The sequence below is a fragment of the Streptomyces sp. DSM 40868 genome (assembly GCF_011820545.1).
GTDB lineage: Bacteria > Actinomycetota > Actinomycetes > Streptomycetales > Streptomycetaceae > Streptomyces > Streptomyces eurythermus.
In genome coordinates this window covers 4,366,705-4,382,285 of record NZ_CP050504.1, presented here as the reverse complement: position 1 = coordinate 4,382,285, position 15,581 = coordinate 4,366,705, and the positions used below count along the sequence as shown (strand labels likewise).

Annotated in this window: 13 protein-coding genes, 2 tRNA genes and 2 pseudogenes; 6 read left to right on the top strand and 11 right to left on the bottom strand. The window is 73.7% G+C overall.

Annotation, left to right across the window (positions count from 1 at the left end; genetic code table 11):
- The first annotated feature begins 17 nt into the window (after positions 1-17).
- On the top strand, positions 18-1,673 hold the full coding sequence (locus HB370_RS19945) for a long-chain fatty acid--CoA ligase (protein WP_030786153.1): 1,656 nt from the start codon (positions 18-20) through the stop codon (positions 1,671-1,673).
- A gap of 124 nt (positions 1,674-1,797) precedes the next feature.
- On the opposite strand, the gene HB370_RS19940 is transcribed toward HB370_RS19945, so the two are convergent.
- Positions 1,798-3,009 (bottom strand): MFS transporter, encoded by a 1,212-nt coding sequence (locus HB370_RS19940; protein WP_030786148.1) that lies wholly within the window; start codon positions 3,007-3,009, stop codon positions 1,798-1,800.
- A 133-nt stretch (positions 3,010-3,142) separates the two neighbouring features.
- Here HB370_RS19940 and HB370_RS19935 point away from each other — a divergent pair, with 133 nt between their 5' ends.
- Complete coding sequence (locus tag HB370_RS19935) at positions 3,143-3,724, top strand: TetR family transcriptional regulator (protein ID WP_030786145.1); 582 nt, start codon at positions 3,143-3,145, stop codon at positions 3,722-3,724.
- A gap of 170 nt (positions 3,725-3,894) precedes the next feature.
- On the opposite strand, the gene HB370_RS42705 is transcribed toward HB370_RS19935, so the two are convergent.
- The 3 genes from HB370_RS42705 to HB370_RS19925 all read right to left on the bottom strand — a co-directional run bounded on the left by HB370_RS42705 (position 3,895) and on the right by HB370_RS19925 (position 9,949).
- Entirely contained in the window at positions 3,895-4,263 is a 369-nt protein-coding gene (locus HB370_RS42705) for a response regulator (protein ID WP_348273508.1), read from the bottom strand.
- Positions 4,172-8,974 carry a PAS domain-containing protein gene (locus HB370_RS19930; protein ID WP_244405572.1) on the bottom strand — a complete coding sequence of 1,601 codons (4,803 nt, stop codon included), beginning with the start codon at positions 8,972-8,974 and terminating at the stop codon, positions 4,172-4,174. Before HB370_RS19930 ends, HB370_RS42705 begins: the two co-directional genes overlap by 92 nt.
- Before the next feature lie 387 nt (positions 8,975-9,361).
- Positions 9,362-9,949: an SSI family serine proteinase inhibitor gene (locus HB370_RS19925; protein ID WP_078637605.1), complete on the bottom strand. Its 588-nt coding sequence runs from the start codon at positions 9,947-9,949 to the stop codon at positions 9,362-9,364.
- Positions 9,950-10,114: 165 nt separating this feature from the next.
- Between HB370_RS19925 and HB370_RS19920 the strand changes: the two genes are divergently transcribed.
- Positions 10,115-10,205: transfer RNA gene (locus tag HB370_RS19920), tRNA-Ser, on the top strand.
- Positions 10,206-10,407: 202 nt separating this feature from the next.
- Positions 10,408-10,480 (top strand) — tRNA-Arg (locus HB370_RS19915).
- A 77-nt stretch (positions 10,481-10,557) separates the two neighbouring features.
- Here HB370_RS19915 and HB370_RS19910 read toward each other — a convergent pair.
- The 7 genes and pseudogenes from HB370_RS19910 to HB370_RS19880 form a co-directional block, all read right to left on the bottom strand.
- Complete coding sequence (locus HB370_RS19910; protein WP_208974419.1) at positions 10,558-11,793, bottom strand: site-specific integrase; 1,236 nt, start codon at positions 11,791-11,793, stop codon at positions 10,558-10,560.
- A complete protein-coding gene (locus HB370_RS19905) occupies positions 11,781-11,987 on the bottom strand; it encodes a helix-turn-helix domain-containing protein (RefSeq protein WP_167513005.1) in 207 nt (68 codons plus the stop codon). Before HB370_RS19905 ends, HB370_RS19910 begins: the two co-directional genes overlap by 13 nt.
- The gene (locus HB370_RS19900) at positions 11,984-13,261 is read right to left on the bottom strand and encodes a replication initiator (protein WP_167513372.1); all 1,278 of its coding nucleotides are present in this window, start codon (positions 13,259-13,261) and stop codon (positions 11,984-11,986) included. Before HB370_RS19900 ends, HB370_RS19905 begins: the two co-directional genes overlap by 4 nt.
- Positions 13,262-13,424: 163 nt before the next feature.
- On the bottom strand, positions 13,425-13,664 hold the full coding sequence (locus HB370_RS19895) for a SpdD protein (RefSeq protein WP_167513004.1): 240 nt from the start codon (positions 13,662-13,664) through the stop codon (positions 13,425-13,427).
- A 25-nt stretch (positions 13,665-13,689) separates the two neighbouring features.
- Positions 13,690-13,884 carry a hypothetical protein gene (locus tag HB370_RS19890; RefSeq protein ID WP_167513003.1) on the bottom strand — a complete coding sequence of 65 codons (195 nt, stop codon included), beginning with the start codon at positions 13,882-13,884 and terminating at the stop codon, positions 13,690-13,692.
- Positions 13,885-13,900: 16 nt separating this feature from the next.
- Entirely contained in the window at positions 13,901-14,092 is a 192-nt protein-coding gene (locus HB370_RS19885) for a mobile element transfer protein (protein ID WP_030786125.1), read from the bottom strand.
- An 11-nt stretch (positions 14,093-14,103) separates the two neighbouring features.
- A pseudogene (locus HB370_RS19880) lies at positions 14,104-14,517 on the bottom strand (DUF2637 domain-containing protein); the annotation flags it as partial.
- Between HB370_RS19880 and HB370_RS19875 the strand changes: the two are divergent.
- Complete coding sequence (locus HB370_RS19875) at positions 14,498-14,869, top strand: ATP-binding protein (RefSeq protein ID WP_244405570.1); 372 nt, start codon at positions 14,498-14,500, stop codon at positions 14,867-14,869. The pseudogene HB370_RS19880 and the gene HB370_RS19875 overlap by 20 nt on opposite strands.
- Positions 14,863-15,245, top strand: a pseudogene (locus tag HB370_RS41950) (hypothetical protein). Before HB370_RS19875 ends, HB370_RS41950 begins: the two are co-directional and overlap by 7 nt.
- Positions 15,246-15,581: the final 336 nt, after the last annotated feature.

The window sequence follows — 15,581 nt, the reverse complement described above, 5'->3', positions numbered from 1 at the left end:
TCGCCCGGGAGGACTCCGTGCTGAGCACCATGCAGGACGTACCGCTGCTGATCTCCAGGATCCTGACCCACGGGTCCACGGTCCACGGATCGTCGCGGGTGACCACCTGGACCGGGGAGCCCGAGCCGCACCGGCGCACCTTCGCCGAGATAGGGGCCCGCGCCGCCCGGCTGGCCCACGCCCTGCGGGACGAGCTGGGCGTCAGGGGCGACGACCGGGTCGGCACGCTCATGTGGAACAACGCCGAGCACGTCGAGGCGTACTTCGCCGTGCCGTCCATGGGCGCGGTGCTGCACACGCTCAATCTGCGGCTGCCCGCCGAGCAGCTGGTGTGGATCATCAACCACGCGGCCGACAAGGCCGTCATCGTCAACGGCTCGCTGATCCCCCTCCTCGCGCCGCTGCTTCCCCACCTGCCGACGGTCGAGCACATCGTCGTCTCCGGCCCCGGTGACCGCGCCCCGCTGGCGGGCGCCACCGCCCGGGTGCACGAGTACGAGGAGCTGATCGCCGGCCGGCCCGACCACTACGACTGGCCCGAGCTGGACGAACGCCAGGCCGCCGCCATGTGCTACACCTCCGGCACGACCGGTGACCCCAAGGGCGTGGTCTACAGCCACCGTTCCGTCTACCTGCACTCCATGCAGGTCAACATGGCCCAGTCCATGGGCCTGACCGACCAGGACACCTCCCTGGTGGTGGTCCCGCAGTTCCACGTGAACGCGTGGGGGCTGCCGCACGCCACCTTCATGACCGGCGTGAACATGCTGATGCCGGACCGTTTCCTCCAGCCGGCCCCGCTCGCCGCGATGATCGAGTCCGAACGGCCCACCCACGCGGCGGCCGTCCCGACCATCTGGCAGGGCCTGCTCGGCGAACTCACCGCACGGCCACGGGACGTCTCCTCCCTCACCCAGGTCACCATCGGCGGCGCCGCCTGCCCGCCGTCCCTGATGGCGGCCTTCGACAAGCTGGGGATGCGGGTCTGCCACGCCTGGGGCATGACGGAGACCTCCCCGCTGGGCACGGTGGCCCGCCCGCCGGCCCACGCGGTCGGCACCGACGAGGAGTTCCGCTACCGCGTCACCCAGGGCCGCTTCCCGGCGGGCGTCGAGGCCCGCCTCACCGGCCCCGACGGCGCACACCTGCCCTGGGACGGCGAGTCGGCCGGCGAGCTGGAGGTGCGCGGCGCCTGGATCGCCGGCGCCTACTACAACGGCCCCGACGCCGAACCCCTGCGCCCCGGCGACAAGTTCAGCGCGGACGGCTGGCTGAAGACCGGGGACGTCGGCACCATCTCCCCCGACGGCTACCTCACCCTCACCGACCGCGCCAAGGACGTCATCAAGTCTGGCGGCGAGTGGATCTCCTCGGTGGAGCTGGAGAACGCGCTGATGTCCCACCCGGACGTCGCCGAGGCCGCCGTGGTCGCCGTACCCGACGACAAGTGGGGCGAGCGCCCGCTGGCCACGGTCGTCCTGCGGCCCGGCGCGAGCGCCGACTTCCAGGCCCTGCGCACCTTCCTCGCGGAGGAGGCCCGGATCGCCCGCTGGCAGCTGCCCGAGCGCTGGACCACCGTCGAGTCGGTGCCGAAGACGAGCGTGGGCAAGTTCGACAAGAAGGTGCTGCGCCGGCAGTACGCGGAGGGGGAGCTGCAGGTCACCCACCTGTGACGGCGGTAGGGGCGCTCCGGCCGTGACGGTCGCGGGTACGTGCCCGGCCACCTCCTGTCGCTGAACGAGACCGGGGCCGGAGCCCACGCGTGGTGGGTTCCGGCCCCGGCCTCCGGTATCGGCGTCAGCGCCGGCCGGTCCGCATCGTCGTCGCCCAGCCCAGCGCCAGCCACACGCCCGCCACCGCGCACACCCCGGCCCAGCCCCAGTGCCCGAAGGCGGGGCCCGCGGCGGCCGAGGCGAGCGCGCCGCCGGCGAAGCCCGAGACGACGTAGGCCGTGTTGGCGGTGGCCGGTGCGGTGGTCGTGGTCAGGGCCACGGTCTGGTTGGCCACATGGGAGGCGACCAGGGCCGCGTGGATCGCGATCGCGGCGGCGAACAGCGCCGGCAGCACGTGTCCGCCGAGCCAGAACAGCGGTACGGCGACGGCGGCCAGTACGAACGCGGTTCCGACGACCCGCGCGGCACCGAACCGGTCCACCAGGCCGCCCGCCAGCGGCGCCACCACGCTGGCGGTGAGCCCGAAGAGGCCGAAGAGCCCGGCGGTCGCGGTGGACAGGTCGTACGCCGGCCCGGTCAGCAGCAGGGACAGCGAGGTCCACAGGGCGCTCCAGGCGCCGAACATCCCCGCCTGCCGGATGCAGGACCGCCGCAGCTCGGGGGAGCGGCGCAGCAGCCCCGGCAGCTCGGCCATGCCGGAGAACAGCCCGCCCTGCCGGGCCGGCCGGTCGGACGGCAGGGCCAGCGCGGTGGCCAGCCCCAGGGCGAGGGTGAGGACGGCGGACCCGGCGAACACCCAGCGCCAGCCGAGGCCCTGCCCGGCGAGACCGCCGAGCACCCGGGCCGCGACGATGCCGGTGAACAGGCCGGCGATGACGGCGGCGACGTGCCGGGCGCGCCGGTCGGCGGGGGCGCGGGCGGCCACCAGCGGGACCAGCAGCTGGGGGATGACGGTCGCCGCGGCGGCGACGAAGACGGCGGCGGCCAGGGCCGCGGTGCCCGGTGCCACGGCCGCGGCGAGCAGCGCGACCGTGGTGGCGACGGAGAGCCAGGCGACGAGCGGCCGGCGGTTGACGCGGTCGCCGAGCGGAGCGAAGAAGAGCAGGCCGGCGGCGTAACCGAGCTGGGCCACCGAGGCGATCCAGGCGACGGCCGACGGGGTGGTGCCGAAGTCGTGGGAGATCAGCGGGAGCAGCGGGGCGGCGAGGTAGATGTTGGCGGCCGTGACGGCGGTGCAGACGGCGATGAGCAGGAGGAAGAGGGTGCCGGAGGCCGGTCGCTCACGGGCGGGATCCCGGACGGGCGCTGCCTGGTGGGTGGTGGTGGCTGACGGCATGGAAGAGCTTCTCCTTAGAGCCGGCTCACGCAACTAACTGGTTGGTTGATAGACGTCAACAGCGTGCACCGACGTCCGCATTCCCGTCAACCAAACAGTTGGTTACCGACTCCCGGGCGCCTACCCTGTCCCCATGGCAACAGTGAGGGACCCCGAGGCCACCAAGGCCCGGATCTTCGAGGCGGCGGTCGACGAGTTCTCCCGGCACGGCATCGCGGGCGCCCGCATCGACCGCATCGCCGCCGCGGCCAAGGCCAACAAACAGCTGATCTACGCCTACTTCGGCAACAAGGCGGAGCTGTTCACCCAGGTCCTCGGCAGGTGCATGGTGGACCTGGCCGCGGCCGTGCCCGTCGACCCCGACGACATCGACGGCTGGGTGGACCGCCTCCTCGACTACCACGCCACCCACCCCGAACTGCTGCGCCTGCTCTTCTGGGAGGGCATCGAGTACGGCACCGCCGAACTGCCCGACGAGGAGGCCCGCCAGGACCACTACGCCCGCAAGGTCGCCCAGATCCGGGACGGCCAGGAACGGGGTGTCATCACGGACACCATCCCGGCCGGTGACCTGCTGATCCTGCTGATCTCGCTGACGAACTGGGTCTCCGCGGTCCCGCAGATGCGGCGCATCCTCGCGGGCACGGGGGACGGCGACCGGGACCGCCTGCGGGCCTCCGTCAAGGAGGCGGCCCGCAGGCTGGTCGCGCGCTAGTCCGCGGCCGACCGCTTTCGGGCCGGCGTGCGACGTCCGTCCGGCCGTTGTCCGGCCGGCGGGCGGCGTTCGGTCGTGGCCGAGCCGGGGTTCGGCCGTTGTCCGGCCGGCCTGCGGCGTACGGTCATGGCCGGACCGGGGCTCGGGCGGTGCCGTTCGGCCGGCGGACCCTAGTTGGTGCCGATCCGGGCCAGCAGGTCGACGATCCTGCTCTGCACCTCGGTGCTGGTGGACCGCTCGGCGAGGAAGAGCACGGTCTCGCCGGAGGCCAGCCGGGGCCGGTCGGCCTGGTCGACGGCGGCGGTGTAGACGACCAGCGGGGTGCGGTTGAGCTGCCCGTTCGCGCGTAGCCAGTCCACGATCCCGGCCCGTCGGCGGTGCACCTGCATCAGGTCCATCACCACCAGGTTCGGCCGGAACTGCCCCGCCAGCGTCACCGCGTCGTTGTCACTCGCGGCCCGCGCCACCTGCATCCCGCGCCGCTCCAGCGTCGTGGTCAGCGCCAGCGCGATCTCGGGGTGCTCCTCGATGAGCAGCACCCGCGGCGGATGCTGCTCGCTGTCCCGGGGCGCCAGCGCCTTCAGCAGTACGGCGGGATCGGCGCCGTACGCCGCCTCGCGCGACGCCTGGCCGAGCCCGGCCGTGACCAGCACCGGCACCTCGGCCGCCACGGCGGCCTGACGCAGCGACTGCAGGGCCGTCCGGGTGATGGGCCCGGTCAGCGGGTCCACGAAGAGCGCGGCGGGGAAGGCCGCGATCTGCGCGTCGACCTCCTCGCGCGAGTGCACGATGACCGGCCGGTAACCACGGTCGCTGAGCGCCTGCTGGGTCGTCACGTCCGGCGCGGGCCACACCAGCAGCCGGCGCGGGTTGTCCAGCGGCTCCGGGGGCAGCTCGTCGTCCAGCGGCTGCGGGCGCGGGGTGTCCGCCACCTCCACGGCCCCGCCCGGACCGTCGAGCGGCTCCGGTCCCTCGGCGGCGTCGGGTTCCGGCGCGCCGATGGCGTACGACCGCCCGGCTCCCTCGGTGCCCGGGGCCGGCCGTCCCGGCATGGGCGGCTGACCGGCCGGTGAGGGCTGCGGCGCCGGGGGCCGGCCGACGGGTGCCGGGTGACCGGGCATCGGCTCGGACGCCGGGTGCGGCCGGGCCCCCTGCTCCGGCCGGGCCTCCTGGCGGGTGGCCGGGTCCGGGGGCGTGCCCAGCTTGCGGCGGCGGCCGGAACCGCCGGGCGCGTGCGGCGGCGGGGTCGCCGTCGGCTGCTGCACCTGCGCGGCCTGCCGGGCGAACGGCACGCCCTGCCCGAGCGTCCGCACGGAGATCGACCGCCCCTGCGTGGAGTCCGGGTCGACCGGTCCGCCACCCGCGGCCTCGGCGGGCAACGGCTGTGCGGCGCGCGCCGGTTGACCACCGTGGGCGGTAGCGGCAGGCGTGCCGGGGGCCGGGGTGCCCTGAGCGGGTGTGGCGGGCGCCGCCGGGGCGGGGGGCGTGGGGTCCTGAGCCGGGAGCGGGGTTCCCGCGCCCGCGGTGTCGCCGGCACCCGGCCACTGCGGCGGGGCGCCGGCCGCGGGACCGCCGACAGGGCGGCACCGGCACGGGCTGGGCGCCCGGCACCTGGCCGGGCGCGGCCTCGGCGGGCAACGGCAACGGGCCCGGGCCCGCCACCGGGGTACCGGCGGGCGGAGTGCCCGGCTGCGCGGCGGCCGGCGACTGCGGCGCGGGCGTGGGCTGTCCGGCGGCACCCTGGACGGGTGTGCCCGGCACGGGTGTGCCCGGCACGGGTGTGCCCTGTGCGGGCGTGGTCTGGACGGGCATGCCGTGGGCGGGCGTGCCCTGGGGCGGCGTGGCCGAGGCCGGAGTCGCCGGGGTGGGTGCCGGGGAGGTGGGCGCCGCCGGGGCGGGTGCGGGCTGTCCCGGCGTGCCCTGGGCGGGTACGGCGGCGCCGGGCTGGGCGCCGGGAGCCACGGGACCGCCCTGGAGGGGGATGCCCTGCCCGATCGTGCCCTGCGCGGCCGCGCCCTGCGCCGGAACGCCGGGCGCGGGGGTGTGCTGACCGGGAACCGGCGGTGCGGCGGCGGTCCCGTGCGGCACCTGGCCGGGAGCGCCCGGCTCCGGCAGCGGCCGGGTCTCGCCGGGTTCGCGTCTGCGCGCCATCGCCTGGGCGGCCTCGGCGGGCTGCGCCACGGCCCGGCGCCGACGGCCCGTCGGCGCGCTGGTCGGATGCGCCTGCGGCGGGGTGTGGTCCTCGGCCTGGTCGAGCGGTACGGCGTCGTGCCGCCCGTCGACACCCGGCAGCCCCTCGACGGACATCGGCATCTGGGCGGGCAACTGCACCTGGCCGGGCAGCGGGACCTGGCCGGGCAACGGCGCCTGGGCGGGTGACTGCGCCTGGCCGGGCAGCGGCCCGGCACCGGGAACGCGCGGCCGGCCACCCTCGGCGATCCCGGCCCCCGGAGCGACGGGCGCACCGGCGTCCGGGGCCGTGGGCACACCGGCAACGGGAGCCACCGGTACGGCAGCGCTCGCGTCGGCGCCCGGAGCCACGGGTACGGCCGTACCCGCACCCGGAGCCGTACCACTCACCGGGTCCGGAGCCGTACCACTCGCCGGGACCGGAGTCTCGTGGGTCCCTTCGCCCTCATCGGCCCCCTGGGGCTCAGGGGTCTCGGGGGACCGGTCGGCGTCGGCCGGCGGCAGGGCGAACACCGTACGCGGGCCGCTCGCCTCCTGCGCCGCGGCACGCTCCGCCGCGGCGGCCAGCGCTCGTCGGCGCCGCCCGCCCGGCTGGGCGCCCTCGGCGGCGACGGCTTCGCCTCCCTGCGCGTCACCCGCCTGACCACCCTGCGCCGGAACCACCGGACCGCCCTGGACGGGAACGGCTCGCGCACCCGGCGCCACCGCGCCACCGGCTTCCGCCGCGGGAAGGGCGGGCGGCAGGGCGGCCTGCGGCGCGGCGTCCACCTCGCGGCGGGCCCGCCGGCCCGTACCCACGGGCACGCCCTGCGGCGGCACGGTGCCGCCCAGCCCCGTACCCGAGGCGGCGGCCCCCGCGCTCTGCTCGGCCGAGGTCACGACGGCCCCTTCGGCCACGCCGTCGCCCGCGCCCCTGCCCTCGACGGCACCCGCGTCCGTACCGGCACCGTCGGCCGGCCGGGCGCGGCGCCGTCCGGTCCCGCCGGAGGCGCTCTCCGCGCCCTCGGCCGGAACCACGCCGGTCTCCCCGGCGGGCGCTGCGGCCCGCCGCCGGCGCCGGCCGGTCGGGGCCGGTGCCCCGATCTCACCGGTGTCACCGGCACCGGCCAGGTCACTCTCAAGGAAGGCGTCCGTGGAGGACCGCCGGGCACGCCGCCGGCCGCCTCCGCCGCCCTGCTCGGCCGCGCCGGCATCGTCCCCGGCGACCTCACCGGCGTCCGTCAGCGGTCCACCGGCGACGGCGTCCGGCAGCGGCGCACCGGCGACGGCGTCCGGCAGCGGCGCGCCGGCGACGGCATCGGGCAGCGGCGCGCCGGCCACGGCGCCCGCGATGCGCACGCCGACGGCGTCCGGGAGCTGCGCGCCGGTGGCGTCCGGGACCTGCGGGGCGATCGCGCCCGCCCCGCCCCCGAGGGGCACTTCGAGGACGTACGCGCTGCCGCTCATGCCCGGCACCTCGTGCGTCTGGAGCACGCCCCCGTGGGCGCGCACGATCCCGCGCACGATCGGCTCGTGCACCGGGTCTCCCCCGGCGTACGGCCCGCGTACCTCGATCCGCGCGACCTCGCCCCGCTGGGCGGCGGCGACCACGACGGTGTTGTCCAGGTAACCGCCCGTCGACACGGGCGTGTTGCCGGTGGCGTCGACCCCGGCGACGTCCGCGACGAGGTGCGCGAGCGCGACGGCGAGCCGCCGCGGGTCGACCTCGGCCTCGATGGGCGGCGCGTGCACGGCGAACTGCACCCGCCCCGGCCCGATCAGCTCCACGGCCCCGTCCACACCGGCGGCGACGACGGCGTCCAGCATCACCTTCGTACGGGTGATGTCCTCGGTGCCCGCGTCCAGCCGCTGGTAGCCGAGGACGTTGTTGATGAGGGTGGTGATCCGGGAGTACCCGGCGGACAGGTGGTGCAGGACCTGGTTGGCCTCGGGCCACAGCTGGCCGGCGTCGTCGGCCGCCAGCGCGGACAGCTCGCGCCGCAGCTCGTCCAGCGGCCCGCGCAGCGACTGCCCGAGCAGGGTCAGCAACTGCTCGTGCCGCCCGGAGAGGGCCTCGTACCGGTCCTTCTCCCGCTCGGCCAGCGCCGCGTACCGCTCCTCGCCGGCCGCCAGCTCCTCCGCGTGCTTCTCGCGCAGCTCCTCGATCTCGGCGACATGCTGCTGGCGCAGTGCGGTCAGGTCGGAGGCGTGTTCCTCGGAGAGCCGCTCGAGTTCCTCGGCGTGCGCCTTCTCCAGCGCGGCCTTCTCCTCGACCACGGCGTCGTACGGCCGGCGGTCGGTGAAGGTCATCACGGCGCCGACGAGCTGGTCACCGTCGCGCACCGGCGCGGTGGTCAGATCGACCGGCACCTTCTGGTCGCCCTTGGACCACAGCACCTGGCCGCGCACCCGGTGCTTGCGGCCGGAGCGCAGGGTGTCGGCGAGCGGCGACTCCTCGTACGGGAAGGGCGAGCCGTCGGCGCGGGAGTGCAGCACGAGGGTGTGCAGCTCCTTGCCGCCCAGCTCACCGGCCCGGTACCCCAGTATCTGGGCGGCGGCCGGGTTGACCAGCACGATCCGCCCGTCGGTGTCGGTGCCCACGACACCTTCCGCGGCCGCCCGCAGGATCATCTCGGTCTGCCGCTGCGAGCGGGCCAGCTCCGCCTCGGTGTCGACGGTCCCGGACAGGTCCCGGACCACGATCATCAGCAGCTCGTCACCGGTGTAGCCGTAACCGTCGTACGCCTGCTGCCCGTTCTCCAGGTTCGCGCTGGTGACCTCGACCGGGAACTCGGTCCCGTCGGTGCGCCGCGCGACCATCCGGGTGGGCTTGGTCCGGCCTTGCGGGGCCATGTGGTCGGGCCGCCGCATCGAGCCGGGGATGAGCCGTGAGTCGAACTGCGGCAGCAGATCGAGCAGCCCACGGCCGACGAGGGCCGTGCCGGGCGTCTCGAAGGCCTCCAGCGCGATGGTGTTGGCGTTGACGACGGTTCCGTTGGCGTTGACCAGGACCAACGCGTCCGGCAGCGCGTCGAGTATGGCTGCGAGGCGAGCAGCGCCTCGGGATGGCCTGCTGCTCACGAGACGCCTTCCTCCCTGTTACCGCACCTTGCCGACCGCTCGGGCCATCTTGCCAAGGGGCCCGCGACGTGTCACGCGAGGGAGTCTAAGGGCACGGGTCGTACTCGCGGCGCCGGATGGCGGCGAGGTCCCACGAGGAAGTGACGGCGAACGCATGACCGATACCCCGGCTCCGCGAGACCTTCCCGGGTCCTTTACGGAACCGGCGCCCCCGTCGGACCCACACGTCACACCCGCGTCCGGGGCCGGGCTGGGCCGACCCGACCGGTGACCGGTCCCACCGATCCCCGGTTCGGCCCAGAGAGGACCGAGGGTTCCTGGCTCGGCCTCGAGGGGATCCTCGGTCGGTGGTTCGGCGTGGGGGGTGCCGCTGGTCTGCGGCGGGGGTCAGGCCGACACGCTGGTGCGTGGCTCGGCCTGGAGGGAACCGAGGGTCGGTGGTTCGGTCCGGGCGGGGCCGACGATCCGCGGCAGCAGGGGCACCATGTGGTCCCACCGCGCGATCCGGCACCCGTCCCCGCGGTCGTACGTGGCGTCGACCGGGCGTCCGGCCCAGGTGCCGGTGATCCGGGCGGTGGCCGGGCCGCCGTGGACCATGGTGCAGACGGTGCCGGGGGCGACCGGCGCGAAGGGGTCCCGCCCCCACCGCGTGTTCTCGTCGAGCACCCGGCAGGCCCCGGCGGGGTCCGGGTGCCGGCCGGCCTCGGGGTGGCAGTACACGTCGTACCTCCCGTCCCGCCCGACACCGGCGTGCCGGACCACGACGGTGAGGTGATCACCGCGGTCCTCGGGGCGGACGGGAGGCGGCATGGCACCGGACGCGCGGTCCTCGGGCCGGACCGGCGGTGGCATGGCGCCGGCCGCGGCGGCGGGTACGGCGGCGAGGGGGAGGAGGCAGGCGGCGACGGCGAGGGACGCCAGGGCGCGGTGGCGGCACCGTGCGGTGACCGGCGGGAGCGGCAGAACAGAGACCATGCCCTGTCAACGCCGGACCGGCCGGGACGTTGCGCCGTGTCGGCCGGGAAGCCCTTTGCCCTGCGGCCCGCCTGCCTAGTACCGTGGGGGGCGATTGGTGACAGGGCACTCGCCTGTGTCATCATCTGCACGCACCACTCGCGCGCTCGCGGGAGCGGTTGTGCTGGAGGCGTCGCCTAGTCCGGTCTATGGCGCCGCACTGCTAATGCGGTTTGGGCCTTAAAGCCCATCGAGGGTTCAAATCCCTCCGCCTCCGCTCCACCGAAGCCCCGGTCCCCAGGACCGGGGCTTCGTCGTTCCCCGGGTTCCCTCGCCCCGCACTGGGCCTGGGGGCGTTTCCGCAGGTCAGAGGGGGTGCGGGGATCGGATTTCACATGACGGCGGCAGTCATGTAATGTTCTTCCTGTCGCCGCGAGCGGGCCGAAAGGACCGGGAGCGAAGGCAAAACAAAAGAACAAGCACTCGTAGCTTAACGGATAGAGCATCTGACTACGGATCAGAAGGTTGCAGGTTCGAATCCTGCCGAGTGCACACAGATGAGAGGCCCCGGATTACTCCGGGGCCTCTTGCGTTTCAGAGGTGTACAGCAGCGAAGTACAGCAACCGCGTCAGCTGGCGCCGCCCATGGCATCGGACAGCTTGCCGAGCGCGGCTCGCACTTCTTCCTCGCTGGCTTCGGCGTAGACCTCCATCGTCATGGCGATCTGGGAGTGCCGGAGGATCCGCTGGGCGACCTTCGGGTGCACCTTCAGGGCGACGAGGAGCGAGCTGCACGTGTGCCGGGTGTTCCGCAGCGGGATGACGCGGACGCCGGCGCGACGAGCCCGCAGCGCGAACATCCGGGTGAGGTTCCCCGGCTCGATCGGAGTGCCGTACTTCGTGGTGAAGACCAGCCCGCGCGTGTCCTGCCACAGCTCACCGGCCGCCTTCCGGTCACCGATCTGCTGAGCCCGCCGCATGCGGAGGGCCTTGAGGCACAGCGCCGGGAGAGGAAGGAAGTCGTCCGACTCCTCGGTCTTGGTTTCCCGGTGGAGGATCTGCCGCCCGGCCCGCTGGATCTGATGATCCACGTAGATTTCACCCGCGTCGAAGTCCACCGACTTCCAGGTGAGCCCCAGGACCTCGCCCCGGCGCAGCCCGAGGCAGAGCACGAGCATCCAGGCCGCGAAGAGGTGATCGTCCCGTGCGGCGCAGTCGGCGAGGAACCGGCCCGCCTCGGCGACCGACCAGGGCTTGATTCGGCGGCGGCGCGGTTTGGGGACCTTCACCAGCGAGGCGACGTTCTTGCCGATCTCCTCTTCGGCCACGGCATGGGTCAGGGCAGCACGGAGGGCGTCACGTGCGGCCTGGATGACGCGCCGGGACGGGAACGCCTCGCAGCACTCCCCGATGGCGCAACACCGCTGCCGTGCCTTGGCCCGCCTGGCGTCCTTCCCCTGGGCGCAGCACTGGCAGATGCCGGCCAGCTTGGTCAGCCACTCCCGGACGTCCCGGACGGTCAGCTTGTCGAGCCGCTTCCCGCCCAGGTGCGGGTTGATGTAGAGCCGCACCGAGCCCTCGTAGGACACGTACGACAGCGGGGCCAGGTTGGGCTTCACGATCGACTCAAGCCAGTAGGCGAGGAACGCCTGTACCGTGCGGTGCCGGGTCTGCACAGGGCCTTTGCTGGCTTCGCTGTGCAGTTTGATCCACTTCTCGTGGGTCTCCTCGCGCGTCTTGCCGTACACGTACTTCCGCTTGCGGTCACCCTCCGGGGTCGTGACCCAGACGTAGGCCGCGAAGCCGTTCTTGTACGGGTAGATGGAGCCCTCGCCGTTCGCGCGCTTTCCGCTCATGCCGCCCACTCCTCGGTCTCGGAGGTGCAGCGGGCCACGTACTCGTCCACCCAGGCCGGGAGGATCCGGCGGTTCCGGCCGATCTTCACGGACCGGATCTCACCGCTCAGGATGAGCGCCTTGGTCTTGGAGAGACCGAAGCCGAGCATCTCGGCGACTTCGGCCGTGGTGTGCCACTTACGGGTGATGGTCACCGTGGTCATGCGGTGGGTTCTCCTTCCGTTCCGGGGGCGGGTTCGAGGGATGCGGCGAGCCAGGCTTCGGTGTCGGACAGGCCGGTGTCGGCGAAGGCCCAGTGGGCGAGGACATACGTCGTGTCGGTCGGGCGTTCGTCGGTTGCTGCCTGGGCGCGGCGCCATGCGGCGCGGGCGTCGCGGAGGGCGCCGAGGGTGGTGGAGTAGCGGCGGGACTTGGTGGAGAAGTGGCCGCGGAATCCGAGCATGTGGGCCCAGGCGCGCAGGCGGAGGTGTTCCAGGTCCTTGCGGGCGCCGAGGGTCCAGGCGGTTCGGATGAGGCGGCGGGCGTGGTCGCTGATGTCGAGCTGGGCGAGTTCGGCAGCGAACTTGAGCGGCCGGTCGAGGGCGCCTGTCGCGGTTTCGGCGCCCTTGGTGGCGTACTTGGCGATGTAGGCCGCCACGGCCCGCTCGGTCAGCTCCTGGCCGTCGTTGAAGTCGGCGGAGCGGATGGTGCGTACGTCGAGTTGGCGGCCGAAGGTGAAGGTGTGGGCGCGGCCGTCGATGACCGGGCCGTCGACGCGTGCCTTGGTGGCTGCCGCATGGATGGCGTCGGTGAGGAGTTCGGCGGTGGCCCAGGGCGGGGGCGGGGTGTCGGCGCCGCCGGGGCCGTCGAGGCGGATGACCGCGTGGAAGTGGACGGCTCCACGCTTCTGGTACTCGGCGACCTTGGCGAAGGACACGCGGGCGTGGTCGCGGAAGCGGCGTTGTGACAGGCCCGCGCGCTTGGCGACTTCGCGGCGGAGGTGGATGGAGAAGCGGCGCCAGAGCTGTCCGGCGTGGGCGTTCCAGAGGACGGCGGCTTCGTAGTCGTAGGTGTCCGGGTCGAGTGGGGTGCCGAGTGTGGTGTCGTCCTGGTCGTGGTGGGTTCCGCAGCGGCAGGGGCGGCCGTCGGTGCGGCGGTTGTGGACCGGGCCGAAGCCGGGGGCGGTGAAGGTGGCGAAGACGCGGGGGTGTGCGGCGACGTGTTCCGGGGTGCCTTTGCCGCCGCGCAGTCCGGCGGTGATCAGGTGGAAGGTGTCGCGGCGGTAGACCTCGGCGCAGGCTGGGCAGCGGGTGGTGCGGCGGTTGTTGCAGCGGACGAGGAGTTGGCCGGCCGGGAGGGTGGTCGAGTCGAGGTGGTGGAGGACGCGGCCGATCTCTCCGGTGGTGGTGTCGATGTCGTACTCGGTGCGGTGGCCGTCGAGGCGGATCGGGTGGGTGCAGCCGCCGAGCCCGGAGAGCTGCCGCAGGATGCCCGGCAGGCCGCTGCTTTCGGCCAGCTTCGCGAGTTCCGGGAGCGGGGGCGGGGTGGTGCGGGTGAAGATGGCGGTCTCCTTCTGACTGGATCGGTCAGGGGTGATGGGCCCGGGGCGGCCGGATGCTTGGCCGTGTCGCGGCCGTCCCGGGTGTCAGGTGGGCTGGTTCTCAGCGCCGCTCGCGGAGCAGGGAGCGCAGGACGACGGTGGCGACGGCCACGGAGATGGCCGTGACGGCGACGGCGGCCAGGAGTGCCGTGAGGACGACTCCGCCGACGAGCAGGGCCACGACCGTCTTCTGATCGACGGGAAGGGACGCGAGGCCGCGTCGGGCGGGTGCCGGATCGGTGGGCGCGTGGGTGTGGGCGGACGGCGGGGTTGGATTCTCCGGGTACTTGGGCAGGAACACGGCTTGGGCTTCCTTATCTACTCGTCTAGTCATGTGAACCGTTTACGACGCCGACGCCGGACCGCGTACCGGACTCGATGGCGGGGGCGAGGAAGGTGTGCGAGAGCCAGAAACCGAACAGCGCGATGAGAACGACGATCCAGGGGCGGACGCCGAGGAACTTGATCGCTCCCCAGGCGAAGAACCCGAGGATGAGGACGAGCGGCAGGCTGACGGTCACGGTGGTCCGGGTCCTTTCAGCGAACGGGGCAGCGGTGGGTGCGGGCGGCCAGTTCGGCGGCGGCGCGGCTGTCGTAGTCGGCGGAGAAGCCGCAGCGCGGGGCGGTGCAGGCGGCGGTGTGCTTCTCACGGCCCCGGTTGTCGTAGGAGGTGCCGACCTGGACGGGGCCGATGCGGATGACGTTGCGAAAGCTGCGGTTGGCGGACATGCGGTCTCCTCTCAGAGGTGGGTGGCGATGGCTTCGGCCATCGGTGCGGGGACGCCGAGGCGGGCGCGGAGGGTCGGGGTGTCGATGGGGGCGCCGGTACGGGCGTGGTGCTCGACGGCGACCTTTCGGGCGTGGTCGACCAGGGCGGACGGGACGGGGATGGGTGCCGGTCGCGTCGGTGTCTCGATGGAGGGTTGTTCGGGGGCGGTTTCGGGCTCGTCCACCTGGTCCTCGATGACTTCTGTCTCGGGGCCCGGCTTGGGGGCGGAGTGGGCGAGGAGCGTCCCGCCGAGGAAGGCGATGGCGGGCCAGCCCGCGACGAGGATGCGTAACCAGGCGGGGACGTTGCCGAGGTCGAGGAGGCCGGCGGTGGCGACGTTGGCGCCGAGGGAGGCGGCGAGGGCGGTGACGAACCAGCACCAGGCCGCTGGACCGGGGGGCATCCTGCGCGACTCCCCTCTGGTCGACGACGCCGAGCTGATCGTGAGCGAGCTGAGCACGAACGCGATCCGCCACACGGCCAGCGGCTGGGAGCCGGGCAGCTTCCATCTGGCCGTCGCGGTCTCGGCTCAGGTGGTCGCGGTGTCGGTCACGGACGACGGCGGCGCGTCCACGGCCCCCAAGGTCGAGCACCAGGACCATGACGCCGAGCGAGGCCGGGGCCTGGGCATGGTCAGCGCCCTCGCCCACCGGGTCGTCGTCCACGACACCGACCAGGGCCACACGGTCACCGCCGAGCTGTACGCCGACGCACGGCTGGGAGGCCGACGATGCTGATGAAACTGCCCCGGCGGGGATTCTGGTGCGAGTGCTGGACGGAGAGCCTGACCGAACAGGGGCCGCCGGCACTGGTGGCATCGTTCGACGCCTACTCCGCTCCCCAAGCGGACCGTTGGGTAGCGGTCGCCCTCGAAACGATCTCCCCGGCTCTGGACTCGGACGCATCCGCCGAAGCGTGGGAGTGGATGTATGACGGCCGGATCGACACCCGGCGAGCCCTGCTGCGGGCCGAGCCCTGCACGGTGTCCCTGACGCACGCCAGCACCCGCATCACCTGGACGATCCGACCGGCGTTCTTCCTGCCCCTCGCACACCGCCAGGACACCGACTCCCGGCATGCGCGTACGACTTCACGCCCCGCTCGGCGGAGTGAGTTACAACTGCCTCTACTGGTTCAAGGCGGCTCGCTCCGCTCACCGCGCGCGGCCCGGCCACCGGCCGGGCCTGCGCTCCTGTCTCCGCCCCGCTCCAGCCCGGCCGGCGCCCGTGCCGCGCGCACAGCAAGCAGGCACCTGACGTCAGAGAAGGGGTACGTCGTGGCTGGGGCGGTCGGCTCCACGGCTTAGCCACCTTGGCGCGAGCCTCGCAGATCAAGGCCCCCACGTCGTGCTTTACCCGGCAGGCCCATAGTTTGCCCGGCGCGCCGGAAGCTTACGGAGCCGTGACCACTGGCTCCAAAGCAGCGCCACCGACCTCTAGCTTGCGCGCC